At 47.6% G+C, this 25,252-nt stretch carries 23 protein-coding genes, 1 pseudogene and 2 riboswitches; of the genes and pseudogenes, 17 read left to right on the plus strand and 7 right to left on the minus strand.

The features are described 5' to 3' along the window. The first annotated feature begins 78 nt into the window (after positions 1-78). A pseudogene (locus BC351_RS26290) lies at positions 79-1,235 on the plus strand (IS3 family transposase). 293 nt (positions 1,236-1,528) lie between these two features. On the opposite strand, the gene BC351_RS43985 reads toward BC351_RS26290, so the two are convergent. Continuing rightward, positions 1,529-1,654, minus strand: a complete 126-nt coding sequence (locus tag BC351_RS43985; RefSeq protein WP_279628370.1) for a hypothetical protein — start codon at positions 1,652-1,654, stop codon at positions 1,529-1,531. A 27-nt stretch (positions 1,655-1,681) separates the two neighbouring features. Here BC351_RS43985 and BC351_RS26295 point away from each other — a divergent pair, with 27 nt between their 5' ends. Both BC351_RS26295 and BC351_RS26300 read left to right on the plus strand, forming a co-directional pair. After that, the gene (locus BC351_RS26295) at positions 1,682-1,885 is read left to right on the plus strand and encodes a hypothetical protein (protein WP_079416613.1); all 204 of its coding nucleotides are present in this window, start codon (positions 1,682-1,684) and stop codon (positions 1,883-1,885) included. A 271-nt stretch (positions 1,886-2,156) separates the two neighbouring features. Beyond that, positions 2,157-2,990, plus strand: a complete 834-nt coding sequence (locus tag BC351_RS26300; RefSeq protein WP_158082237.1) for an alpha/beta fold hydrolase — start codon at positions 2,157-2,159, stop codon at positions 2,988-2,990. 192 nt (positions 2,991-3,182) lie between these two features. On the opposite strand, the gene BC351_RS26310 is transcribed toward BC351_RS26300, so the two are convergent. Next, entirely contained in the window at positions 3,183-3,983 is an 801-nt protein-coding gene (locus BC351_RS26310; RefSeq protein WP_158082238.1) for a LytR/AlgR family response regulator transcription factor, read from the minus strand. A gap of 153 nt (positions 3,984-4,136) precedes the next feature. On the opposite strand from BC351_RS26310, the gene BC351_RS26315 reads away from it, so the two are divergent. Then, complete coding sequence (locus BC351_RS26315; protein WP_079416621.1) at positions 4,137-4,766, plus strand: hypothetical protein; 630 nt, start codon at positions 4,137-4,139, stop codon at positions 4,764-4,766. Here BC351_RS26315 and BC351_RS26320 read toward each other — a convergent pair. Further along, entirely contained in the window at positions 4,737-5,378 is a 642-nt protein-coding gene (locus tag BC351_RS26320; RefSeq protein WP_079416623.1) for a helix-turn-helix domain-containing protein, read from the minus strand. The two genes, BC351_RS26315 and BC351_RS26320, sit on opposite strands and share 30 nt — an antisense overlap. 196 nt (positions 5,379-5,574) lie before the next feature. Here BC351_RS26320 and sigI point away from each other — a divergent pair, with 196 nt between their 5' ends. The 4 genes from sigI to BC351_RS26340 all read left to right on the plus strand — a co-directional run bounded on the left by sigI (position 5,575) and on the right by BC351_RS26340 (position 10,624). Then, positions 5,575-6,354, plus strand: a complete 780-nt coding sequence (gene sigI / locus BC351_RS26325; protein ID WP_079416625.1) for an RNA polymerase sigma factor SigI — start codon at positions 5,575-5,577, stop codon at positions 6,352-6,354. A gap of 29 nt (positions 6,355-6,383) precedes the next feature. Further along, positions 6,384-7,868 carry an anti-sigma-I factor RsgI family protein gene (locus tag BC351_RS26330; RefSeq protein ID WP_079416627.1) on the plus strand — a complete coding sequence of 495 codons (1,485 nt, stop codon included), beginning with the start codon at positions 6,384-6,386 and terminating at the stop codon, positions 7,866-7,868. A gap of 206 nt (positions 7,869-8,074) precedes the next feature. Next, complete coding sequence (locus tag BC351_RS26335) at positions 8,075-9,088, plus strand: aldo/keto reductase (protein ID WP_079416629.1); 1,014 nt, start codon at positions 8,075-8,077, stop codon at positions 9,086-9,088. Positions 9,089-9,094: 6 nt separating this feature from the next. Continuing rightward, the gene (locus tag BC351_RS26340) at positions 9,095-10,624 is read left to right on the plus strand and encodes a leucyl aminopeptidase (RefSeq protein ID WP_244209179.1); all 1,530 of its coding nucleotides are present in this window, start codon (positions 9,095-9,097) and stop codon (positions 10,622-10,624) included. Between the two features lie 241 nt (positions 10,625-10,865). Here the strand turns inward: BC351_RS26340 and BC351_RS26345 are convergent, their stop codons facing one another. Continuing rightward, on the minus strand, positions 10,866-11,423 hold the full coding sequence (locus BC351_RS26345; RefSeq protein ID WP_079416633.1) for a hypothetical protein: 558 nt from the start codon (positions 11,421-11,423) through the stop codon (positions 10,866-10,868). 130 nt (positions 11,424-11,553) lie between these two features. On the opposite strand from BC351_RS26345, the gene BC351_RS26350 reads away from it, so the two are divergent. From BC351_RS26350 to BC351_RS41780, 5 genes are all read left to right on the plus strand, one after another. Next, on the plus strand, positions 11,554-12,828 hold the full coding sequence (locus BC351_RS26350; protein WP_079416636.1) for an MFS transporter: 1,275 nt from the start codon (positions 11,554-11,556) through the stop codon (positions 12,826-12,828). After that, positions 12,828-13,751, plus strand: a complete 924-nt coding sequence (locus tag BC351_RS26355) for a Gfo/Idh/MocA family protein (protein ID WP_079416638.1) — start codon at positions 12,828-12,830, stop codon at positions 13,749-13,751. Before BC351_RS26350 ends, BC351_RS26355 begins: the two co-directional genes overlap by 1 nt. A gap of 31 nt (positions 13,752-13,782) precedes the next feature. Beyond that, positions 13,783-14,757, plus strand: coding sequence for a helix-turn-helix transcriptional regulator (locus BC351_RS26360; protein ID WP_079416640.1), 975 nt, complete (start codon positions 13,783-13,785; stop codon positions 14,755-14,757). A gap of 66 nt (positions 14,758-14,823) precedes the next feature. Beyond that, on the plus strand, positions 14,824-15,231 hold the full coding sequence (locus tag BC351_RS26365; protein ID WP_079416642.1) for a VOC family protein: 408 nt from the start codon (positions 14,824-14,826) through the stop codon (positions 15,229-15,231). A gap of 35 nt (positions 15,232-15,266) precedes the next feature. Continuing rightward, positions 15,267-15,455 (plus strand): DinB family protein, encoded by a 189-nt coding sequence (locus BC351_RS41780; RefSeq protein WP_244209183.1) that lies wholly within the window; start codon positions 15,267-15,269, stop codon positions 15,453-15,455. Between the two features lie 69 nt (positions 15,456-15,524). Here BC351_RS41780 and gcvPB read toward each other — a convergent pair whose 3' ends face one another. The 3 genes from gcvPB to gcvT are packed head-to-tail and all read right to left on the minus strand — an operon-like array spanning position 15,525 to position 19,486. After that, positions 15,525-17,006, minus strand: a complete 1,482-nt coding sequence (gene gcvPB, locus BC351_RS26370) for an aminomethyl-transferring glycine dehydrogenase subunit GcvPB (RefSeq protein WP_279628371.1) — start codon at positions 17,004-17,006, stop codon at positions 15,525-15,527. Continuing rightward, positions 17,003-18,361 carry an aminomethyl-transferring glycine dehydrogenase subunit GcvPA gene (gene gcvPA, locus BC351_RS26375; protein ID WP_079416644.1) on the minus strand — a complete coding sequence of 453 codons (1,359 nt, stop codon included), beginning with the start codon at positions 18,359-18,361 and terminating at the stop codon, positions 17,003-17,005. Before gcvPA ends, gcvPB begins: the two co-directional genes overlap by 4 nt. Before the next feature lie 33 nt (positions 18,362-18,394). Next, positions 18,395-19,486, minus strand: a complete 1,092-nt coding sequence (gcvT, locus tag BC351_RS26380) for a glycine cleavage system aminomethyltransferase GcvT (RefSeq protein ID WP_079416646.1) — start codon at positions 19,484-19,486, stop codon at positions 18,395-18,397. 111 nt (positions 19,487-19,597) lie between these two features. Next, positions 19,598-19,710, minus strand: a riboswitch (glycine riboswitch). Positions 19,711-19,713: 3 nt separating this feature from the next. Beyond that, positions 19,714-19,810: riboswitch (glycine riboswitch) on the minus strand. A gap of 188 nt (positions 19,811-19,998) precedes the next feature. On the opposite strand from gcvT, the gene gcvH reads away from it, so the two are divergent. From gcvH to BC351_RS26405, 4 genes are all read left to right on the plus strand, one after another. Then, positions 19,999-20,388: a glycine cleavage system protein GcvH gene (gcvH, locus tag BC351_RS26385; protein WP_079416648.1), complete on the plus strand. Its 390-nt coding sequence runs from the start codon at positions 19,999-20,001 to the stop codon at positions 20,386-20,388. An 809-nt stretch (positions 20,389-21,197) separates the two neighbouring features. Beyond that, positions 21,198-23,168: a serine hydrolase domain-containing protein gene (locus tag BC351_RS26395; RefSeq protein WP_079416652.1), complete on the plus strand. Its 1,971-nt coding sequence runs from the start codon at positions 21,198-21,200 to the stop codon at positions 23,166-23,168. Positions 23,169-23,222: 54 nt separating this feature from the next. Then, positions 23,223-23,897: a response regulator transcription factor gene (locus tag BC351_RS26400; protein WP_079416654.1), complete on the plus strand. Its 675-nt coding sequence runs from the start codon at positions 23,223-23,225 to the stop codon at positions 23,895-23,897. Further along, the gene (locus BC351_RS26405) at positions 23,894-25,246 is read left to right on the plus strand and encodes a sensor histidine kinase (RefSeq protein ID WP_079416656.1); all 1,353 of its coding nucleotides are present in this window, start codon (positions 23,894-23,896) and stop codon (positions 25,244-25,246) included. The genes BC351_RS26400 and BC351_RS26405 overlap by 4 nt, the downstream gene beginning before the upstream one ends. The last annotated feature ends 6 nt before the right edge of the window (positions 25,247-25,252 follow it).

Consider the following 25,252-nt stretch of genomic DNA (forward strand, 5'->3'; position numbering starts at 1 on the left):
TGAAGTTAGACTATTTCGTAGACACACCTTAAGGAACAACCTTTATAATATAGATATTAAATAAGGTCGAGGTGTGGCATGGGATCACAACGTGAAAGTTATGATGAGGAATTTAAACGCAAGACAGTTGAACACATGGAGTCTGCTAATAAGAGACCAATTGAAATTTCTAAGGAATTAAATATTCCTAAAAGTACCCTAAGTCGGTGGATTAAACAGTACGGCAGTAGAACTGTAGAATCTCAGTCTCAGGTGTTTGTAGACTATGAACGAATGAAGAAGTTGGAGCAAAGCATCCTCGAATTAAAAGAGGAAAATGAGATTTTAAAAAAGGCGATGCACTTCTTCACAAAGGACCCGTGCTGATTTATTCGTTTATTTATAAACACCGCTTCCAGTACCGGGTCGAGAAGATGTGCACCGTTTTAGAAGTCTCACGAAGCGGATATTACAAATGGATTAAGAGGGAACCTAGTGCTCGTGAAAAGCGCTTAAAAGCGCTAGATCGGAAGATAAGAAGACTGTTTAATCACTTTAAAAAACGCGCAGGAAGTCCGACGATTACAGCCGTATTAAGAAAAAATGGGACTGCGGTTTCTTCCAAAACGGTCAGTCGGCGTATGAAGGAAATGGGATTGAAGTCAATAACCGTAAGGAAAGTAACGGCTACGACGAATTCTAAACATGACTTGCCTGTGTTCGAAAATGTGTTAAATCGTCAGTTTACTGTGCTAGCGCCGAATAAAGCTTGGGTAACGGATATCACTTACATCCAGACGGGCGAGGGCTGGTTGTATTTGGCAAGCGTAATGGATTTGTACTCTCGCAGAATTGTAGGATTTTCAATGGGAGCTCGAATGACAAGGGAGCTCGTTTTAGACGCGCTAGAGAAGGCATATAAGCGTCGCAAGCCTGAGCCAGGATTAATTCATCACTCTGATCGTGGCTCTCAATACGCTAGTCATGACTACCGCGCAAAGTTACAAGAGTACAAAATGATTGGCAGCATGAGCCGTAAAGGAAATTGCTATGATAACGCTTGTATCGAGTCCTTCCATAGCACGTTGAAAAAAGAATTTGTGTACCAAACAAAATTTAAGACCCGTAAACAAGCCATGAGAGAACTCTATGCTTACATTGAGTTTGACTATAATCGACTACGACCACATTCTACTCTAGGATACGAGACGGCTCATCATTTCGAACAAATTTACTACAGAAATCAGGCTGTCTAATGCCGTGGTTGTTCCTTAATTTTGTGTCTACGCTATTGACAGAAGTACAGTTTGCTGGAATTTCCCCATGGAGGGGTGTAATAAGGGATCGTACTTCCCTTTCAGCTACAAATTTCGGATTCTGAGTCAAATAGCGGATCATAGTTCCTTTTTGTAAGCTTGTTCTTGCAATTTTCTAGGTCGACAAGGGAAGGCGGACGAGAGTCCTGCCTTCTTTTTTCTTTCCATCAAGCCATGAAAATCGTCTGTTGGCTGTTGATTGGCTGCGAATGCTGAGATGCTGCGATTAATGATTAAGCCTCTACGCTGCTCCAGCAACCGATCGATTGCTGGAGCAGTCCGTGTTCAACCAACTTACCGGGTTGGTCGTGCAGGGTTAGACGGAGCTCGATTGCTGTGGCAAGAGAAGTTACAATCATCGTTATGATAACCTAGAGGATAAGCAAATGCAGACCCATGTCGCCGTTAGCACTGACGTGCACTCTCTTTATGTGTTCGCGGCAGACGTTGCATACGACTATGATGTTAGAACAGAAGATTTGGAACATGACACCGCTGTATACAAAGACGATCATTTGGACGAATTCTCGCGGAAGAACGCAAGACTTTTGGGGATCGATGATGCTTCAATTAGCAAACTAGCTTATTGAAGCTCAAAGAAAAGTATCTACACCAACTTCAACCCCCAAGTATGCGCAGTATGCCATCACGATCCTTCGTACCCATTACAACTATTGCCAACCCTATAAATCGCGGGACAAGCAGAAACTTACTCCTGCTCAGCGTCTTGGCTTAGCAGATAAACCATAAACTATCAAGGATATTATTTACATGATGTGAAAAATGATTGTTAATTTAAGGTTTCATAGTATAATTTTAGAAATAACACGGCTGCCACTACTACTAGGAGGATTGAGATGGATGCAAAGCTATTTCGTTAAAAGATCTGAAGGATTTCAAACTCACTATTTAGAATGGAAACCTGAAACACCAAGCAATAAACTCCCCGTAATTTGTATTCATGGGACTTTTTCTAATGCAAGGACATATAAATGGATTGGAGAAGAACTCTCCTCGGGGCGAAACGGAAGTCCCAGACATGTGGTTGCAATTGATACCAGAGGCTGCGGCGAAAGTGGAATGCCCAAAAATGGTTTTACACTAGAGCATATGTCAACAGATATTGATGCTGTAATGAAACATTTAGGTATTAATAAGGCACATTTCATTGCACATTCAAGAGGAGTATCCTACGTATTGAAGTATGCTTCACTTCACCCAAATAGTGTTCATGGATTTGTGGTTGGAGACTTCCAAGCACATCACCCAAAGGTAAAAGATGAGTGGGCTAAGAAACTTACTGATTCATACGAAACATATGAATCATGGGATCACTTATATACAATTCTAACGGCAGCCAAGGAACTGAGCCGTGAGGAATTTGAAGTTAGGAAAGATGATTTCTATATCGAAAAAGATGGCGTTATCTATAAAAGATTTGCTAAAGAATTGCCGATGTGTCTGCTACATGGACTAGAGGATTATGACCTTTCACCTGCTCTTGACAATATCGAGGGACAGCTGCTAATCCTGAAGGGTGCTGAGAATGGTTCTCTTTTAAACGACGATCATCTGAGAGAATATCAAAAACATAACCCAAAGATTATTATAGTAGATCAGGCTGGACACGATGTTCTAGAACCGAGAGAGCAAGTAAAAGATGCACTAATAAAATACTTTGACCAAGGCCTATAATTTAACGAAAAAGGATGGCGATTTCGCCATCCTTTTTACGTTTCACAATACCAAAGTAGTTGTCAATTTGAACGTCTAAAAAGTTTTTGCACCTCAAAACGGAACCCGTTACGATGAGCCATAACCGTTTTCCTTTTTTATTACAATCGCCAGTTGCAGTTATCGGTTCCCGAGAACGTCTTTGCAGTTGACTCACTGCGAATCCTGCAGTAATCTCGCAAACTCTTTCTGCAAATTCCGGCTTAGCGGTATTTGAATCGGGGTATGGTTCAGATGAATGAGAAACCTTCGCGATGTGGGAAATCCAATTTCTTTGTCATAGGAAACAACATGCCTTAAATTAACTAGAAACCCTTTGAAGGGACTGAACATATAGGAGGAGCTCTGCGCCAGAATATCCGATAAATTCGTACTGGATTCCATTTGCGCGCCATTCATAAGATGAATGCGTGTTAATCGCTTGTCCTCTTTCTCTATGAAAAGGATGGAATCCTCTGAAATTGGCAATGTTGATTTCTGATTTTTCACTGTAATCCATGTTGCAGCTGTAGGTTTATCGGTTTGAACCTGCTGACTGCGCGCTAGATGTATCTCATCGATCGCTTTCCGAATGGCTGCTTGGAACTTAGGCAGCATGACAGGCTTCGATAAAAAGTAGAGAGAGCCTAAGTCATGAAAGCTTGTCAAAACATGGTCAATATTCGTCGTGCCGCTGACCATGATAACTTTCTGCTGATACCCAGCTCTACGCAAGGCTTGAACCATTGAAATGCCATCTAATTTCCCTTCTAATCCTATGTCTACCAGCAAAATATCAGGCTGCAGCTGGTCATACAACCGAATGAATTGCTCACCATCAGAAACGATGGAGATAACTTTCAATCCGCACTGCTCACTGTAGCTCTCGAGCAATTTGCCTGCCCAGTAATTATCTTCTACAATCGCAACTGTGTGACGGTGCCCCATACGTTCATCGCACTCCAATTCTCTCACCCATGCCTCTTGCATCCTGTCAGCTTATGCTCAGAAACAGCCAACTTAGTCCACTTTGAACGCAAAAGCTCCGTAATCCTGTATAATTCTAGGTGCAGATAATAAGTTAAGGAAGACAGCTTAATAGCATGCTTAGAAATGAGGGATTTGTACTTGTTTACATGGGTGAATTTTATCCTAACCTGTATTGATTTTGTACCCATGATCTTATTTTCATTGGTGCTTTTCAGACAAAGACTGAAACCGCATTGGAAACAAATATCGCTCGCTGCATTGGCAGGAACGATTGTCACTTATTTTGATAATTGGCCTTTACTATACGTAATTATTATTTGTGTGCTGCTTAGAGTTGTATGGAAATTCAGTGTAATACCTTCGCTGCTTATCGCTTTGTCGGGCTACATTTTGTCTGTTATTGTCTCTACGGCTGTTCTTATTGGTTGTGAAATGACGGAGTTCATGCCCTATGCAGACCTCGGTTCAGATTCCAAAATAGCCAATGTGACGCTAATGCTTATTCTGACAGCCAAATGCAGTGTATTGTATCTCATTCTCAAGCTGCGCTTGGGGTTCACTTTTTTATCCAACTATACAAGAATTCCATTTACACCAGCCAATGTTGGTTTTTACTTGTTTATTGTTGTAGTTATCATCGGGATTGCCAATCGTCATTCGTACGCAGACAATGTCCTAAGCGCGCTCATGCCCATCCAAATGTTAAGTATGGCAACCGTGCTCTTCCTTTGCGTGATGTTAGGTAAGGAACTTGGCTTTCAGCGTTGAGTGTCCCAAAGCGGAATCTTCACCAATGAATTGGCCATTGTTACGAGCAGCACAATCAAGAAGGATCTGGTGATACTTTTTTTGCGGCAAAGCCGCGATGGTGACTCCGCAATGGTCCTCATAAAGATCAAAATAAAGTTTGCCTTCAGCGGGGGCATACTTTTTTATTTTGTTGAGATTCACGAACAAATGCATATCCATTTTCACAAATTCATGATCGGTTAAGGCATCTATAAAGCTTGTAAAAGCTACGAGTGATTCCACGTTTTCTTCTACCCTTGCCTCTGCCGTAACATATGTAATCGTTTTGATCCCGAACTCAACATACCAAACTGTATCTAATCGGACAGACAATGGCGTCTGTCCAGAAATCGCATCTTCTAAATAGCCGGCTTTCATTAATAAATCGGTATATGGATACTCATACGCTTGGGATAATTTCCTTAGAGTGTCTGGAGATGGCTTGATGACATCATTCGTGGTACGATTACGTCCTAGCTCTAAGTCTCTAATATAAGCATGAGATAAACCGCATTTGCTTGCCACTTTGCGCAAGGACATCTTGCCGCGTAATGACTCAAGAAACTTGCCAAATTGATTGTCTTGTTCCATAGGAAACACCTCCTTGCCCTAATTGTAAAGGATTCTTGATGAAAATGAAATCGCAACCAAAGGTTTTATTTGCCATTAGGTGATGATTTGCACATGTATGGTATAATAAATCTACTTTTTATTTTTTTATTTCAATTTATATACCCCCCTAATTAGGATACATAAGGACGAAACTACTATACTGTGAGGTGGAAAGGTGCTACTGGTACTATTCAAAAAGTTCCTTGGGAAGAAACAGTCCCAGGGACAAAGTGAACCCCATGCCTCTTCCCTTGAGGTTACAATCCATCAAATTCAAGCAGGGGACCTGCGACTAAGGAATCAATTTATTTCGGACTACCAGCCCTACGTAGCCAAAGTAACCAGCAGGTTCTGCAAACGATATATTGACCCGGCTCGAGATGATGAATTCAGTATCGCTCTAGGGGCGTTTAACGAAGCAATCAATCAATATTCTTCTGTGATGGGAAGATCTTTTCTGGGTTTTGCTGAAACCGTTATGCGAAGAAGATTAATTGATTTCTTGCGCAAGGAGCAGCGATTCAAAGGCCAGATTCCATACAGTTCATTCGATCAGGAAGATGATGAAGATAATCTGTTGAATCCGATTGAGATTCATCAAGCAATTGAAGCTTATGAAAAGCAAAAAGGTTTGGAAGAACGACGAAGTGAAATTCTTGATTTTAGCCGATGCTTACGTGATTTCGATATTGAGTTCTCTGAATTGACAGAGGCAGCCCCCAAACACGATGATTCCAGACAGATGCTGTTCGGTATCGGCCGCACGCTAGCACAGGATGCAGAACTTATGCGTACTCTTCTGACGAAACGGCAGCTGCCTATCAAAGAGCTGCTCGAGCAAGTACAGGTTTCCAGAAAAACATTGGAGCGGAACCGTAAATATTTGATAGCGATAGCTCTCATATTTAATGGTCCATACCCTTACTTGCGGGATTATTTACAGATTCGAGAATGAGGACAGCATAAAGAAGGGAAGAACAGCGCATGAACAAGGGAATCGTAATGGAACTGAGCGAAAACTCCATTATTGTCATGAATCCAGAGGGTCGGTTTGAGAAGCTTCCAAGGGGAACACGGAATTGTGAAGTTGGGGAAGAAATCCTGTTTGCCCCTGTAAAACGACGTTTGCGCGTGCCGCAGATGGCCATTGCATCGGGATTGACAGCTGCTATTCTTTTATGTTTTGTGTTAGTGTCAACGCTGACTGGAAGCGTTCCAGGCGGCCAAGTGGTTGCCTATGTAACGATAGATATCAATCCAAGTGTAGAAATTGGCATTGATAATGACGAAGTCGTACAAGACTTGCAAGGCTTGAACTCAGATGGCGACGAACTAATCAAGACGTTAGTGTTCAAGGGCAAATCGCTGGAGGCCGTTACCTCGGATATTCTTGACAAAGCGGAACAGGGCGCACTGGCTAAGGGGGAAGGCGATATTATTATCAGTTCAACTGTCGTCCAGCAGAAGACAGCTGTGAATGATGAAACTATCGCAACCAAGCTCAAAGCGCAAGTTAGCAAGCATATTGAAGCGGCACATCCGGATCAAGTGAACAATTATGGTGTGACCGCTTTCGCTGCACCGCAGGAAATCAGACAAGAAGCCAAAGCCAGCGGTGTATCAGCTGGGAAGTACGCGGTTTATCTTAATGCGGTGGATAATGGTGCTAAAGTCTCTCTGGACGATATCAAAACGGTGTCGATTCACCAGCTAGCCAAAGAAAGCGGCGGACTCGATAAGCTCGTCAAACCAGATAAACCGATAGATAAATCCTCCCTGCAGCGGTTGGTCGAAGAGGAGAAATCTGGCAAACTGAGCGAGAAAATTCAACAGATTCAAAACGAGAAATCGGATAAAGACAAAAATAACGGCAAAAACAACGATAAGAATAGTGATAAGAACAACGACAAGAACAATGATAAGAATACCGATAAGAATGATAAAAACAACGGCAATACAAAGAACGGCACCAATGGGAAGTCTACGAAGCCAACCCCTACGCCTAAGAATGATCGCAATACGGGCAAAAACGATAAGAACGATAACAAGAATGACAATAAAAATGACAACAAGAACGACAATAAGAATGACAATAAGAACGATAACAAGAACGATAACAAGAACGATAACAAGAACGATAACAAGAATGATAACAAGAACGACAACAATGATAACAAGAATGATGGCAAGAACAACAACAAAAATGACAAAAATGATGACAACAAGGCAACCCCAAAGCCGGGACGCTCGGATGAAGGTGATGACGACAATGATCCCAAGAAGGGATCTTCCAACAAGCCGAAACCAACGCCAACACCTAGTATGAAGCCTACATCCAAGCCCACAGCGAAACCAACGGCTAAGCCAACTGCGACACCAAAAGGGAATGATAGAAACGCGAATTTCAATTGGAATTGGGGAGATCGGGGATCAGATTTCAGGAATAGTGGAAATGATTCTAGAGATTAATTCATACAGGCAGCGGACTACAAGCACTTCAGGAACTCTTCGGTAGCGAGGAATTCCTAAAGCGCTTGTTTTTTTGTTTGAAAAATTCACGCAGGTACATTTTCTATGCATGGTTCATGGAAAGTAGGACCAAGTTGTATTACAATATGTTGTATATGCAATTATTCATGTAATCTTGGCAGCTGAATGGGAAGGGAGATAGAGACTTGCGATATTCAAGGTTTGGAAAGTCTGGTTTCAATGTATCATCACTTGGATTTGGTGCTATGAACCTGCCAAGCGTGCCCTTAGAGCAGGCAAGAGAAGCTTTAAATTATGCCCTTGATCAGGGTATTAACTATATAGATACCGCAGCGGCTTACCGCAATAGTGAAGAAATCATTGGCGAGTGCATTTCCCATCGCCGACAGGAATATTTCTTAGCGACGAAGACCGGGGCACGTGACTATGAAACGGCCAAAGCGGAAATCGAACGCAGCTTGGTACGGATGAAAACTGATCATGTTGATTTGCTTCAAATTCACTATGTAAATTACGTAAGCGAGTATAAGAAAGCGATGGATGTGGAAGGGGCCTATAAAGCAGCCCTCGAAGCTCAGCGGGAAGGGAGTGTCCGATTCATTGGCATTTCCGGACATCGCCCGGATCTTCTTGTCAAATGGATTGCCAAAGGGCAATTTTCACAGATTTTGTTTCATCTGAATTTGGCGCAGCCATTTGCGTTGGATGAATTGATCCCCAAAGCGACGGAAATGGATTTGATGAAAGTGGCGATGAAGCCTTTATCGGGCGGGTTTATTCAGCCTGTTGATCGTGCAATCCGTTATCCGTACAGCCAAGATGTACACGTTACCATCTCAGGAATGGTGAGCGTGCAGGAAGTTAAGGAAAACTTGGCGGCACAAGAGGAAGAAGTGGGTACGGAGGAACGCCTTGAGCTCGAGCAGTTGGCTTCCGAGCTGGGCCAGCATGATTGCAGGCGCTGCAATTATTGTTCCTGCCCGCTTGAAATCTCGATCCCGGATGTGATGATTGCCAGTAAATTCAGGGAGAAATTCGGGCTGCTGCCCAAAGGCCATGGATTTTTCGAGCGGCAAAAGGAAAGAATAACAGGCTGTGCAGATCACGATCCATGCCAAGAAAAGCCGCTATGCGAAGAGAAATGTCCTTATCACTTGCCGATGCAATCGGTTGTGCAGAAGGCCGCATCTTTCTATTAATATGATATGAACAGGGAGATTGAAGCTATGTTTGCTAAAATTACGAATATCACCACGCAAGTACATACGTCATTGCTGGAAAATGAGACGGGGGCAGACGCGATCCTTGTCTGCCTAAGTGAAGCTGAGCTGCGCCAGGACGCCGTCCTTGGGCATGCGCAGCTTGATCAAGCCCTTGCGCGCATGCGCGCCAAGGGCCAATTCACCGGCGCCTCAGACGAGCTTGAGGCGCTGCCTACCTACGGGCTGCTGCCGTACGCGTACGTGCTCGTTGCGGGGCTTGGCCCCGCAGCGTCACGCGATACGCTGCGCGCAGCCGCGGTGTTCGCAAGCCGCAAGGCGCTTGCGCTTGGGGTAGAGAGCTTGGCGCTGAAGCTGCCAAGCGGATTCGACAGCCGGTCAGCCGCCTCGGCGCTGACCGAAGGGCTGCTCCTCGGTACGTACCGCATCGCGGCGTACCGCAAGAACGAGCCGGCGCGAGCAGAGCTGCGCCGGGCGGTACTGCTCACAGAAGCGGCTGCGGATGCAGCGCTTCTGGAGGAAGCGATCGCAGCCGCCGAGGCGGTTGCGGAGGGCACGAACTATGCCCGGGATCTCACGAACCTCCCGGGCAATAAGCTCATTCCGGCTTCCCTCGCAGAGGAAGCCGTTCGGCTCGCGCAGCACTATGGCTTCGCCTGCGAAGTGCTGGACGAGCAAGAGCTGGCCGCCCGCGGCATGGGCGGTCTCCTAGCGGTTGGCGCAGGCAGCGTCAACCCGCCTCGCATGATCACCCTTCAGTATAAGGGGGATCCGGACTCAACCGACGTGCTGGGCCTCGTCGGCAAAGGCGTGACCTTCGATACCGGCGGCATCTCGATGAAAAGGCCAGATGGCATGGAAGAGATGATCAGTGATATGGGCGGAGCCGCCACACTGCTGGGTGCTTTGCACATCGTTGGGCAACTGAAGCCGAAGGTGAACCTAGTTGTGGTTATACCGGCTGCGGAGAATATGACATCAGGCGCTGCCTATCGTCCTGGCGACATCGTCACGCTGCTCAGCGGGCATTCCGTGGAAGTGCTGAATACAGATGCCGAAGGCCGGATTATTTTGGCTGAGGGCATCACCTATGCGAAGCAGCAGGGAGCTACCCGCTTAATTGATGTAGCGACGCTAACAGGCGCCATTCTGATCTGCTTTGCGGATGTCGCAACAGGTGCGGTTACGAATGACGATGAATTTCTGAAACCGCTGCTTCAGGCAGCTTCGGCGGCAGGCGAGAAAGTTTGGCAGCTGCCAAACTACCCTGAATATCGCGCCATGCTGAAGAGCGATGTCGCTGATATCAAGAATTCCACGTCCTCCGATCGCTGGGCAGGAGCGATTACAGCGGGCTTATTCATTGGCTTCTTTGCGGAAGAAACGCCGTGGATCCATTTGGATACGGGCGGCACAGCCTGGTTATGGTCCGCCAAAGGCATCGAGCCTAAAGGAGCAACCGGAGTGATGGTTCGGACGCTTGCCGCCTACTTGTGCGGGGAGCAGCTCAATTAGAAGTTAGCTGTTTTCAGGGGATAAGAGTCTTGAAGGACTCCTATTTGCATGAATAACAGGATTAAAATAAAAATAAGAGTCCCTAGGGACTCTTATTTCAGAAATAATGCCAATAGCAATTTTAGAAATTAGGAGTCTCTAAAGCCTCTTATTCCCTGGGAAATGCTCAATTTTCCGCGAATAAGAGCCTGTAGGGGCTCTTATTTTTTGGAATTTCGTCGTCCTCGGTTATTGCTCTAACCTAAGCGCCCACACTTTGTCCCGTTGCTGCTGGTTGTGAAATCGGCCGCTGGAGCAGCTCATTCACATCCGAAAGCTGAATTACTAAACGGCTAATTTCATTCGTTGTATAAGACAGCTGTTCGGTGCGCTGCTTAAGTTGGTTTAAGGAAATGCCAACCCAGTTCTTTTTGCTCCGGTGGAGAAAGAGATCATATTTTAATACCGTCATCGCAGCGGCTAGGGGATCCGGCTTGATGTACACATTTTTCATAACATCATCCAGTTGAAAGTAAAGCTTCCCGCTTGTCCAATTGACATAACCTGGTTCAAAATAGATCACAAGAAAATCGGAGTCCGCGTTATCTTTGTTTTCCATAGTAATCAGTCGGACAGCACCCTTGGCTTGATGCGGTTTAATGAATTGGCTGGTCCGGATATCAGGAAGAAAAGGGACAATGAGAAGAGGACCTACGCTTGCGATATACAAATAAGTTGTTGACTGAAACACAAGAGAGAGTACAATGAAGATCAAAAAGAGTAGTAAGCTTGTGATAAGACCAAATTGGTTTGGTTTCATAGCTATTCGATGATCCCGCCTGACATGATAGATTAGGAAGTCAGTCCTATTTTACCATAAGCGCTCTATAATTTGTAACTAGAAGATCAGCTAAACAACGAAGATTTACAAAATGGAGGCGGATTTGCTTATGAATGTATGGGATCGTGTGCGGCATCCTAGAAAAAAAATGTCCTCCAATCGAAAAAGCTTGCTCGTTGCGACCATGGAAGGCTTCCCGGCTGTTATCATCTTTCAGCTGTTAGGCGGCCCCTTCTTAACCGGATATTTGCTGTTTCTGGGCGCAACTTCAACGGAAATCGGCTTTGTTTTGGCGATCACAACCGTTGTGAATATGATCCAGATTGGTATGGCGGTGATCATGCAGAAATTCAGAAACCGCAAACGCATGCTGCTCATTTTTGCTTCTGCTCATCGTTTCTTATGGACTTCTGTTGGTATTATTCCTTTCGTATTTCCCAAGGACATGTGGGTTTTCATGTATATCGTGCTCTACACAGCCGCTCATTTAGGCAATGCCGCGGGGGGAATTGTTTGGACTTCGCTCATTAGCGATGCTGTCCCAGGTCCGGTCCGCGGACGTTATTTTGGGATGCGCAATACGATTCTGGGCGGTGTCAGCTCACTTGCCTTGTTCATAGGCGGGCAAATTCTGGACCGTTATCCCGGCGGGCAAGGTTTTAATATTTTATTTATGATCTGTGCGGTATGTGTTGTTTTGAATATATTAGCCTTCTCTTTATACCCGAACCCTCCCTTCGAGCCTTCGACGGAATCCAATCCGGTAGGGATGATCGGCAAGCCACTGAAGGATCGCGCGTTTCTGAAAGCGATTCTCTTTCTAGCTGTATTTTTATTCGTACAAGGGGTGACGGTGCCGCTCTTCTCGTATGTTATGCTTAAGTTAATGAAAATCAATTATGAAACGGTGTCGTTCATTACCGTGGTACATACTTTGGTCATGATGGGCAGCTACTATGTATGGGGCAATTTAAACACACGGTTCAGCGCACAGACCTTGCTGCTGTGGTCTTTGCCGATCATTGCTTTGGCTTGTTTATTATGGGGAGCAATCGCCTTCATTCCGGCTATCGTTGTTTTGTACGCTGTTCACATTGTGCTGGGCATTGGCTTAGGCGGGTTTAATCAGATGGTCTTCACATTCACGATTGGCGACACGCCGAAGAGTGAACGTCCGATGTACATTGCAACTTATTCAGCGATTACCGGCTTTGCAGCGTTCTTGGGGCCTATTTGTGGCGGAAAAGTCTATGCCTTGCTGACCGATGCTCCGCAGTGGGTTCAGATATACGGCGTTTCAACGATTGTTGGGGTGATTTTGCTCGTGTTAGGCTTGTTGGTGGGACGTTTGGTACTAGGAAAAGAATTAAGGAGTGAAGGATAATGACGAGAAAAAGAATTGGAATTATTGGATTAGGTGATATCGCGCAAAAGGTGTATTTGCCGCTGCTGTCGGTTAACGAACAAGTGGAGATTGCAGGGATTATGAGCTTTACGCAGGCCACGGTTGAACGGATGAAAGCTAAGTATCGCATTCCGTTTGGGACGACGAATTTGGAGGAACTTCTGGCTCTAGGATTGGACGCCGTATTCGTACATAGCCCGACATCAACACATTACGATATTGCAATGACCTGCATCAAGCATGGCGTTGCTGTTTATGTAGACAAGCCGTTGTCCTGTGATTGGGACCAGTCTGTTCAAATGGCCTCTTATGCGGAGCAAAAAGGGGTACTCCTCGCAGCTGGCTTTAATCGCAGATTCGCCCCGCTGTATATGGAGGCTAAGCAGTGGCTGCAGGAGACAGGCGGCTTCGATTGGTGCTCAGCTGTAAAGCATCGCGTGAAGCTGCAAAATCATGGCGCGAAGGAGACGCTTTATGATGATCTGATCCATATGCTGGATCTTTTGCTATGGCTCGGGGAAAAGCCTTATGACATCCAGGCCTATCATCAACAAGTCGACGAAGCGGGCAAATTGCTGCATGCATCCGGTACTTTGGCGTTTGGTTCCTCTTTGGGGACCTACAGCATGGTTCGACTTGCCGGTGTTGATTTGGAAAAAGTGGAGCTTCACGGCAGCGGCCGATCGGTAGAGGTAACGAATCTAGAGTCTGCTGTCTTCTATGAAAAGGGGACTGCTCCACGCATACGCACATTCGGCAGCTGGGATACAGTGCTGGAAAGAAGAGGTTTTGCCAGCGTTGTCCAGCATTTCCTGAATAGCTTGGATAATCCGAGCGCATGCACCATCCGTGGTGATCTTGTACTGGCTTCCCACCAATTAGTGGAACGTTTATCGGTCTGATCTATCGGTGGTCAGGAAAGGAACGAATGACATGTCCAAAGCGGATCATATGCTTTCTATCCTATGGCTGCTTAAGTCGCAAAGGCGGATAACAGCCAAGCAGCTTGCTGAGAAGCTGGAAATCAACATAAGAACGGTCTATCGCTATATCGACGCGTTATGTGCGAGCGGTGTTCCAATCATCGCTGATTCAGGCCATAATGGCGGGTACAGCCTTCTTGGACAGTTTAACGATGCTCCGCTTGTATTTGATCTGGACGAGCAAAAGGCGCTGATACATGCAGCCGCATTTGCTCAGGAGGCGGGCTACCCTTACGGGGAGAAGCTTAGTCAAGCCATTGCCAAGCTGAAAATGTACACAAACCAAGATCAGCTTCGCCAAATCAACCTGCACGAGCAAGGATTAGATGTTATTCACCCGCAAGCAGATGCTTCAGAAGCCGTTCTCCTGCAGGAAGTGGAAGTAGCTGTAGCTCAGAGCAAAACGATTCATGTGCAATATCAGAAAGGGTATGGCGCTGTCACGGAGGCCCGTGAGATCGACCCCTACGGACTAGTTTGCTGGAAAAATAAATGGTATGTGGTCGGTCATTGCCGTCTTCGCAATGAAATCCGCAGCTTTCGCGTAGACCGGATTCGTGCGCTGGACACGAGGGATACATCCTTTGAACGGCCGGCGGATTTCTCAGCGCGAAAGTTCCTCCTCGCCGGTGTGCTGCCGGAATCCGATAAATCCGTTCAATTGATATCGGTTAAAATTACGGGAAAAGAGCAAGCATTAGACGATTTATGCGGGCATTGGTTTCTTGTTCACACCCTAGTGGAGCGAACACAGTTTGAAGCGCATTTTAGAATGGAGGAAGGGGCCATTCGCTTGCACTTTCCTTATTTACTTCTGACTTACGGGGGCACCATTCAAATTAAAGAGCCGCCGCTGCTCAAAAAGTTAATGGTTGGGATAACGAAAAATTTATACAATTATTATGCGGCAGCGGAGCTTGACTGACCATTTCTGTCAGTGAAGATGGGCTAGAATGGGTGTAAAGCAAGCGAAACCCAAGGAGGAAATAAAATGAAACTGCTGCAAGTGCGTATTTTGGTGGAAGACTTTCAGAAAAGTGTAGCTTTCTATAGGGATCAATTAAAATTGAAGGTCGACTGGTATGAAGAATCCATGGATTATGCCTTGTTTGACACAGGCGCTGCGCGGATTGAGCTGATGTCCCGCAAAGCAATGAGCGAGTCGCTTGGCGAAGATCTGGGGCCAACTCTTCCATATGCAACGAATTTCTTGCTCAATATTGAAGTGGAGAATCTTGATGCTGCTTACGCTCGTTTACGAGAGCATGGTGTTCATTTTGTGAAAGAGCCTTTTCTTAATCCGCTATGGAATGGACAGTTTGCTTATCTACGGGATCTTGATGGCACATTAATCGAACTATATCAAGCTGCCCAAAAAGAGGGAGAGGCTCATGTCTAATTTTTTCTGAGGATTGTCGGAATTTCTTGAGCGGCGTGGAGGATGTCCAAGGTACTATACGTTTTCCGCATCCAATCTTAGGGGTTCTCGCTACCAACATCAACGAAGTGATTCAGCACATCGTGAATCATGGTACCTACCACCGCGGCAATATTTTTCGATGCTCCGTCAGCTCGGACATGCGGGTGCGTCCAGCGATTATGTGTTTTATTTGTACGAGGTGAATCAGGTTAAGTAGGGCGTAAGCAAAGAACCTTCAAGTCCACAGAAGAAGTGGATTTGAAGGTTCTTTGTTATCCGCAGGTGCAGTTAAGAACGGGCTTGCGAGCGGCGAGCGCTTCGTCCATCCGGCTTACGACGGTTGTATAAGGCGCATTTTTGACAAGCTCCGGATTATCTTCCGCTTCCTTGGAGATGGCAATCATCGTGTCGATGAATTCGTCCAAGGTTTGTTTGCTTTCGGTTTCGGTGGGCTCGATCATGATGCACTCTTCCACGCTAAGCGGGAAGTAGATGGTCGGAGGGTGATAACCGAAGTCGAGCAGCCGTTTGGCGATATCGAGCGTACGTACGCCAAGCTTCTTCTGTCTGTTGCCGGACAGCACGAATTCGTGCTTGCAGAAGCGAGGATGCGGCACATCGAAATATGGCGTTAGCCGAGCGAGCATATAGTTCGCGTTGAGTACAGCGTATTCGGACACTTTGCGCAAGCCTTCAGGACCAAGCGTGCGGATGTACGTATAGGCGCGCACGAGGATGCCGAAGTTGCCGTAGTAGCCTTTGACGCGCCCAATGGTTTGCGGGTAGTTGTAGTCAAAATAAAAGCTGCCGTCTTCCCGTTTGGCAATGAGCGGTGTTGGCAGGAACGGAATCAGCTTCTCTTTGACACCGACAGGACCTGCTCCAGGGCCCCCGCCGCCGTGCGGTGTGCTCATGGTTTTGTGCAGGTTGAGATGCACGACGTCGAAGCCCATATCGCCGGGACGCGTGATGCCCATAATCGCGTTGGCATTAGCACCGTCGTAATAGAGCAATCCCCCAGCGGCGTGCACGATCTCGGCGATTTCGACGATTTGTTCTTCGAACAAGCCAAGTGTGTTGGGATTCGTGAGCATGAGCGCTGCGGTATCGGGACCCACCGCCCGGCGTAATTCATCAAGGTTGACGAGGCCGCGCTCGTTGGACTTGATGGTAATGGTTTCGAACCCGGCAACGGTGGCGCTGGCTGGATTCGTGCCATGCGCGGAGTCAGGGCAGATGACCTTGGTGCGTTTCTCGCCGCGGCTTTCGTGGTAAGAGCGAATCATCATGAGGCCGGTCCACTCGCCATGAGCGCCTGCCGCAGGCTGCAAGGTTACGCGGTCCATGCCAGTGAGCGCTTCAAGGTCATTTTGGAGATTATAGAGCAGCTCCAGTGCGCCTTGCAGCGATTCTTCCGGCTGGTACGGATGTATTTTGGCGAAGCCTGGGAAGCGAGCGACGTCTTCATTAATTTTGGGATTGTACTTCATCGTACAGGAGCCAAGCGGATAGAATCCGTTATCGACGCCGAAGTTGCGACGGGAAAGAGCGGTATAATGACGGATCACATCTACTTCGTATACTTCAGGGAGGTCCGGCGCTTGTTTGCGGACGAATTTCGCAGGCAGAGCCTCGTCAAGATCTATCTCTGGGACATCTGACTCCGGCAAAGCATAAGCGACACGACCGGGGTGGCTCATTTCAAAAATGAGCGCTTTGCCGTCGGCTTTCACGTTTACGTTATTTTCACTCATACGAGTTCCTCCAGTACGGCGGCGAAGGCATCGATCTCTTCGCGCGTTCTTTGCTCGGTGACGGCAATCAGCATATGGCCAGCTAGTTCGGGGTAGTCGCGGCCGAGGTCGTAGCCGCCGATGATGTTATGCTGCAGGAGCTTGCTGCTGAGCTCCTGCACATTCGTGCCGTCCGGCAGCTTGACGGCGAACTCATTGAAGTAGCTGCCTGTGAATGGCAGCGAGAGTTTCTGTGACGCGGTCAGGCGCTTCGCCGCGTAGTGGGCTTTGTGGACGTTGAGCTTGCCAACGTCCTGAATGCCTTGCTTGCCCATCGTGGACAAGTAAACGGATGCGCAAAGCGCGAGAAGCGCTTGATTGGAGCAAATATTCGACGTGGCTTTCTCACGGCGAATGTGCTGCTCCCGCGCTTGCAGCGTAAGCACGAAGCCGCGCTTGCCGGCGCGGTCGACGGTTTGGCCCACGATGCGCCCCGGCATGCGGCGCATCCAGCTTTCGGCGACGGCGAAGTAGCCGCACGTCGGCCCGCCCAGCGAAGCTGGGATGCCGAGCGGCTGGCAGTCGCCGACGACGATGTCAGCGCCGAGCTTGCCCGGCGCTTCGAGCAGCCCGAGCGTGAGCGGATTCGCGCTCACGACGAGCAGTGCGCCCGCGCCGTGCGCGAGGGGCTCCACCGCCGCGATATCCTCCAAGCAGCCGAAGAAATTCGGCGATTGGAGGATGACTGCGGCCGCGGTGTCGCCCTCAAGCTTGGAAGCGAGGTCTTCGAAGTCGGTCACGCCAGCTGGCGTGAGACCGATCTCGACCACTTCCAAGTTGAGCCCGCGGGCGGTCGTGCTTAGAATCGCGCGCGCCTCCGGATGCACCGCGCGGGAGACAAGCAGGCGGCTGCGCTTCGTCGCACCGCTGGCGAGGGCGCCAGCTTCAGCGAGCGCCGTGGCGCCATCGTACATCGAGGCGTTTGCCACGGCCATGCCGGTCAGCTCGCAGATGTACGACTGAAACTCAAAAATCGCCTGCAGCTCGCCCTGGCTGATTTCCGGTTGGTAAGGCGTATACGCCGTGTAAAACTCCGAGCGCGAAATGACGTGATTGATCACCACCGGAAGGTGATGATCGTAAATGCCAGCGCCAAGGAAGCTGGCATAGCGGTCGAAGTCGGCGTTGCGACCCGCCAGACCGCGCATATAGCGCAGCAAACCTTGCTCATCGAGCGCTTGGGAGACCTGTAGTTCCCCTTGAAAACGCACCTTCTGCGGAATATCTTGAAACATTTCCTCCATCGAGGAAATGCCGATAGTGTCCAGCATTTCTTTTTGATCCTGCTCGGTAATAGGCAAATAGCGGTGTTTCATGACGGGAAGGACTCCTCTCAAGGGACAAATAGGTTAAGGTTTTCTTTTATGAAAAGGGGTAGCTGCGACTTTCGCTTTCACTTGCACCCCTCTAATTTCAACGTTCACTTCGGTACCTAACGCGCTGTAAGCGGAATCGATTAAAGCCAGGCCTACATTTGTTTTGTATGTCGGAGACTGTGTCCCGGTTGTGACCTCCCCGATCTGTTTGCCCTCTGCATACAAAGGATAATGCGGGCGGGGAATACCGCGTTCGAGCATTTCGATACCGACCAGCTTGCGGGGGAGTCCATTTGCTTTTTGCCCAGCCAATACGTCACGACCGATGAATTCGCCCTTATCCAGCTTCACAAAAAATGAAAGTCCAGCCTCAAGCGGCGTAATATCTTGGGAAAGCTCTTGCCCATAGAGTGGGAGTCGTGCTTCGAAACGAAGCGTATCGCGAGCGCCTAATCCGGCAGGAACAAGACCATGCTCACGACCTGCCTCAAGGAGGAGCTTCCACAGCTCCACGGCATCCTTTTCAGCTATATAAAGTTCAAATCCATCCTCGCCCGTGTAGCCCGTGCGCGAGACAAGAGCTTTAATTCCCTTGATATCTACCTCGTTCAGGAAGCGAAATGGTTTCAAGGCATGAATCCGGGCGTCCGTCACGTTAGCCAAAATCTGTTCAGCGAGCGGCCCTTGCAAGGCGAGCAGAGCCGTATCTTCCGAAACATTGACAAGCTCCACTTGCCCAGCAAGGTTCATCTGCATCCAAGCGACATCCTTGTCGATATTGGAGGCATTGATGACCAGCATGTAGTCGTTATCGGTGAGCTTGTATACGAGCAGATCGTCTACAACACCGCCATTTGGATAGCACATGAGGCTGTACTGGCATTGTCCGGCTTCTAGTTTCGCTGCGTCATTCGTCGTTATGCGCTGGATAAAGTCGAGCGCATCCTCTCCGCTTACCCTGACCTCGCCCATGTGGGACACGTCAAATAGTCCTGCTTGCTGTCTCACGGCATCGTGTTCTTTCTGAATGCCGGCGAACTGTACGGGCAGCTCCCAACCGCCGAAATCAATGACTCTCGCTCCATGCTCCGCATAAATCGGGAAGAGCGGCGTTCGTTTTAGCATGCTCCCAACCTCACCTTCGATCCACAATTTGTATACTGTTTATGTTGCCCGAAACATCCTGACAGGCATGCAAAAAAGAGCAAAAAGTATGCAACACAAACATACCTTTTGCTCTGTCCTTTATACCTGAGAGTTACCTTGAGCGGGCTATCTTTCGCGTTCCGTCAAGTTTCCCCTTGGGTGTCCGATGTTCCGCCGAGTGCGGTCATCGAAGCTCTCCAGAGTTGCGTCCGATACAGGTCCTTTTGCCTGAGAGATTCACCACTGCGGGCTTACTCCTTCGGCGCCGCGAGCTTGCTCTGCGGTCTCTCCCTATACCATCATTCGCTAATATTTAATTACTTTAATATTTGCCCAAGTTGGTGGGAATTGTCAACTGCTACTTTTTTTGCGTCTTGCTTCGGTAAGCATGTGGGGCTGATTCGGTACATTTTACGCAACTCGCCTTGACTTTGAGGTTCCCCTTAGATTAAGCTAAAAGCAAAATTTGCTGGTAAGTGAGGCGTTAAGCGATGAGTGAAGTACAAGCCAATTTGTTATACACCAAAGAGCATGAGTGGGTAGAGAAGCTGTCGGAGACCGTTGTACGTGTGGGCATTACCGATTTTGCCCAAGATCAATTGGGTGATATTGTGTTTGTGGAGCTCCCGAAGGTCGGAACAACCATTACCGCAAATGAAAGCATCGGAAGTGTAGAATCTGTGAAGACCGTTTCTGATATTTTCTCACCCGTCTCAGGCAAAGTAACAGCTGTGAATAGTACGCTCGAAGGTTCGCCCGAATTAGTGAACAGTGCGTCTTTCGCTGAAGGCTGGATGGTCGAAGTGGAAGTATCGGGCGCGGATGCGTTGGAAGGCTTGCTCACCGCCGATGAATATGCTTCGTATATTGGCAACGACTAACGTGTAGTTGATTTTTCCATCCTGGCCGATCGTTAACACATGACCGGTCTGTGTTTCATTAGGCTCATTGTCTTATTAACAGGATATGAGCAAAGGAAATTTGCGTGTCTTTGCAACAAATCTACTGAATATTTGGGGCTGTCTCTCAAGTAGATAAATCTACTGCGGGCAGCCTTTTTCATTCTGAAATGGGCTGCTTTTGACGAAAAGACAGCTGGAATCAGCGGGAACATGCCCAATTTGGTTGATTTGAGTCGCTTGAGTATGGCCCAAGCTGGCAGTTGTTCTTCGCGGCCGTAAATTTCGCCTAATTCCTGCGAATATGCATCCTTTTCGTCTTGGAAATAGGGGAAATAGGGAAAAGCCTGCGATTGTGCATCTTTTCGAGACCTTATTTCGATTCCTGGATGGAAAAGCTTAAAAAACCTGCATAATCGCAGGCTTTCTGAGGTTTTCGCATGATTTGAGCGAAAAAGCCTGTATTTTCGCAGGTTTTTCAAAATCGGTGAGCTATGGACAAAGCTTATAAACACTGGGCAGCCTCTGAAGCTTGCCGAGGGGAGATGCTCAGTGCCGGATTTGGCTAGCCGAAGCGCGACCTGTTCATCTCTTTCCCGCGTCTCGGGTACGGTGGCGCATTCGCTATCCGTGGCTTTGAGTCAGTCCTATTGTTGTGTATTTGTATTTCTATTGTTCGAAGTTCGTTATTAAGAACAATAGGTTCACTCTGCGTTCACACTTTTTTGATAAGATTTCTTCAGAAAGTCAAGAAGCAGCTATCAAAAAAACGGGAATGTTGGAGGTTTATCATGTCATCGTCTATGAGGAAAATATCTTGCAAAATGATGTTGATGGCGATGCTGGTCGCTATAATGGGGACGAGTATATTAGGCAGCAGTGGATTGCCTGCAGCGGCAGCGGCTCCCTCAACTGCAGGGACATCCGTGAAATCGGACGGAGCGGCGGATTTGAATGATGTCGCCCAGCTAACGGCTTTCATCGATGGTATTATGAAGGGGCATATGGACAGCTTCAAAATTCCAGGCGCCGTCGTCTCGATCGTTAAGGATGGGAAGCCCCTGCTTGCTAAGGGGTATGGTCATTCGGATATGGAGGAAGGTAAGCTAGTTGATCCGGAGACCAGCCTCTTCCGAATCGCTTCGACAACGAAGCTGTTTACGTGGACAGCGGTGATGCAACTGGTCGAGCAGGGCAGGCTCGATCTGGATACAGACGTTAACACCTATTTAAAAACGTTGCGAATACCCGATACCTTTCCAGAGCCGATTACATTGCGTCATCTCTTGACCCATACGGCCGGTTTTGAAGAAGGTGGCGTAGGCTATCAAATTACCACGGATCCTCAGAAGCTGCCAGTGTCGATCTCGGAAACGCTTTCCAAGCACATGCTGGCACGGGTGAAGCCTCCTGGGGAGCTTGCGTCTTATTCCAACTATGGCGCCTCATTGGCAGGGCTGATCGTTGAGGAGGTTAGTGGTACTCCTTATAACGACTACATAAAGAAACATATTTTTGATCCGCTTGATATGAAATATGCAACGGTCCAGGAACCAATTCCGGCGTCTTTGGAGCCGTATGCGGTGAAGGGATACGCACGTGAGAATGGTCAATTCGTTACGAAGCCACTGACGTTCGAGGGAGGCTTCCGCCCAGCAGGGTCAGCGGCCGTATCGGCGCTTGATATGGCGCATTTCATGATTGCCCATCTGCAGGACGGACGTTATGGGAATAAGCAAATCCTCAAGCCGGAATTCGCCAAATTGATGCATGCAACTGCTTATCAGTTTGACAAGCGGCTGCCGGGAATGGCCCTTGGCTTCTATGAATTGAACATGAACGGACTGCGTGTTATCTCTCATGGGGGTGCAGACCCGCTGTTCATTTCGGAGCTGTATCTTGTACCCGATAAGCAAATTGGCATCTTCGTTTCCTATAACGGCGGGGATGGCGGAGCGGCATCGCAAGGGTTGTCCAAAGCCTTCTTTGATCGCTACTTCTCGGCGCCAGAACTCAAGCTGCCTCCTGCAAATGCGGAGCTTGAAAATTCCTTGCAGAAATACGCTGGTTCCTATCAGTTTACGCGACGCAATTTAACCGATATAGATAAGTTTTTTAGTTTTATGTCGCAGATGAGTATTGCCGTTTCGGATAATCGATTATCCATTGGAAGTGGAGCTGAGCAGCAAGTTTTCGCTCCGATCGCGCCTGATTTATTCCAGGAAGTCGGGGGCGTGCATCAGATTGCATTCCGCACGGATGCATCTGGGAAGAGTACGCATATGCTTTTTGATTTTCTTCCCTTCATGCCGCTTGAGCGCACGCCGCTGATGGATCAGAATAAGTTCTGGTTTCTCCTTATTGGCATCTCAATCGCGCTGTTTATTACTGTTTTGTTAGGGTTTGCTTACCGCAGGGGGGATATCAAAGCGATGCCGAGACCTCAGAAGTGGGCAGTTCGACTGTCGGCAATTACCGCTGCTTGGGCTTTAGCGACCTTAGCTGGTACATTCGTTGTGGTATTGAACATGGATATGCTGGATCGCCTAAGTCGTATCACACCATCGTTAAATCTCTATCTGTTCATGCCGATCATACTAGTCGGATTGACAGTAGCGATACTAGCTTTAAGCGTGATGGCGTGGAAAAGCAAGTATTGGACGATGCTGAAACGTGTGCATTATACGCTCGTTGCGCTATCGGCAGTGGTCTTATGTTGTTTTTTCTATCATTGGAATTTATTGGGGTGGCATTTCGGTTGAACCAAGCCCCTGTTCAGGAGAAATAGGTCGGAGATTGGAGAGGAGCGGGTTCTTGTGGCTAGAATTCTTATCGCGGACGATGATGTCTACATTCGCGAGTTGATCACCTTATTTTTACGGAATGAAGGCTTCGAGATTCTGGAAGCAAGAAACGGAGCTGAAGCGCTTGCGATAATGGAAGAGACGCGTGTGGATTTAGTTATTCTCGACATTATGATGCCTGAAATAGACGGTTGGGAACTATGCAGGGAGATTAGGCGCATTGATGTGAATATCCCGCTTTTGATGGTCACGGTCAAGGGAGAATCCGGACAAAAAGTCAAGGGATTTCAGCTTGGCACGGACGATTACTTAACGAAACCGTTCGACCCGTTTGAGCTTGTGATGAGGGTGAAGGCGCTGTTAAAACGGTATATGATCGTCTCTTCACAAACCATACAACTGGGCGGCATTATGTTGAATCGGCGCAACTTTCAAGTTGTTCGAGGAGAGGAAATACTGAATCTGCCGTTAAAGGAGTTCGAGCTGTTGTTCAAGCTGGCTAACCATCCGGGGCAAATCTTTACTCGGGAACAGTTGATCACGCATATCTGGGGGATGAATTACGAAGGCGATGATCGAACGGTAGATGTTCACATTAGTCGGCTTAGGGAAAGGTTTGCCGACGATGCCCACCATTTTCAAATTGAAACGGCCCGCAGTTTGGGGTATCGGCTTGTGATAACATGATCAAAACCTTGTACGTTCGCGTCATTTGTACGTTTCTTGCAGTCATTATGTTCAGTTTGCTATGCTCTTTTTTTATCGGTTACTCCGTATTCAAAACAGAAATCAACCATGCCGGACAAGAGGATATGATTGCTGTTGGTGAGGAAATCATTCGTCTTTATGATCAATCAAAGCCCGTTGACTGGGATGCGTTTGTAAAGCGCATGGTCAAGGTGTCCTCTTATCCGATTCATATTTATGATGATGCCAACAACGTAACGTTCTATGACTTAAAAGATACGCAAAGTGTTGAAATTACGCCGGAAACAGTTCAACAGGTGCTGCGGGGACAATATTATCGTGCTCCGAGCAATGCAAGCCAAACCTATATCGGTCTTCCTTTTTCAATTGAAGGCAAACCGCATGCTATGTTTATGCAGTTTTCCCCGCAGAATGAAAATATCTTTAATCGGATGATCTTGTTTATTTTGCTGCTTGCCTTGGTTATTGGAAGCCTCTGTATTTTGATTGCGGCCAGGTACTTGGTGAAACCCCTTCAGGCTTTGACACGTGCGACCAAACGACTAGCGAAGGGAGATTTCGACGTTGAGATCCAAACTAAACGCATGGATGAAATGGGCGCCTTGACTCAAAGTTTTAACGAGATGGCGAGTGAGCTTAAACAGCTCGAGAAGATGAGGCAGGATTTCGTATCGAATGTTTCCCACGAAATTCAAACCCCGCTAACGTCAATCTCCGGTTTTGCTACGGCTATGAAGAGCAGCAGTCTAGTGGCGGAAAGCGATCGCAACTATTACCTGGATATCATTATTGCGGAGAGTGGGCGACTATCCCGGCTTAGCGATAATTTGCTCAAGCTCGCTTCATTGGATTCGGAGCATCATCCGTTCGAGGCGGTTACGTATAATCTCGACGAGCAAATCAGGCAGCTCGTCGTCACTTGTGAGCCGCAGTGGCTGGCTAAGGGCATTCGCATCGAATTGGAAATGTCCAGCGGCGTCAAAATTAACGCGGATCGAGACCAGCTTAATCAAGTTTGGATGAATTTACTTGGCAATAGCATCAAATTTACGCCGATAGGCGGGCATATCGAAATAAGACTGAATCATACAGCAAATAAAATCTTCTTCGCGATCAGCGATTCGGGGATTGGCATAGCACCGGAGAAGCTCGAATATGTTTTTGAGCGGTTTTACAAAACAGACCCGTCGCGGAACCGCAGCATTGGCGGCAATGGCTTGGGGCTTGCCATCGCGAAGAAAATCGTTACGCTCCATCATGGCAGTATTGGCATGAAAAGTCAGATCGGCACAGGTACGACTGTGATTGTTCAGCTGCCAAACCGCTAATGCCCA

Source organism: Paenibacillus ferrarius, from assembly GCF_002027705.1.
Lineage (GTDB): Bacteria > Bacillota > Bacilli > Paenibacillales > NBRC-103111 > Paenibacillus_E > Paenibacillus_E ferrarius.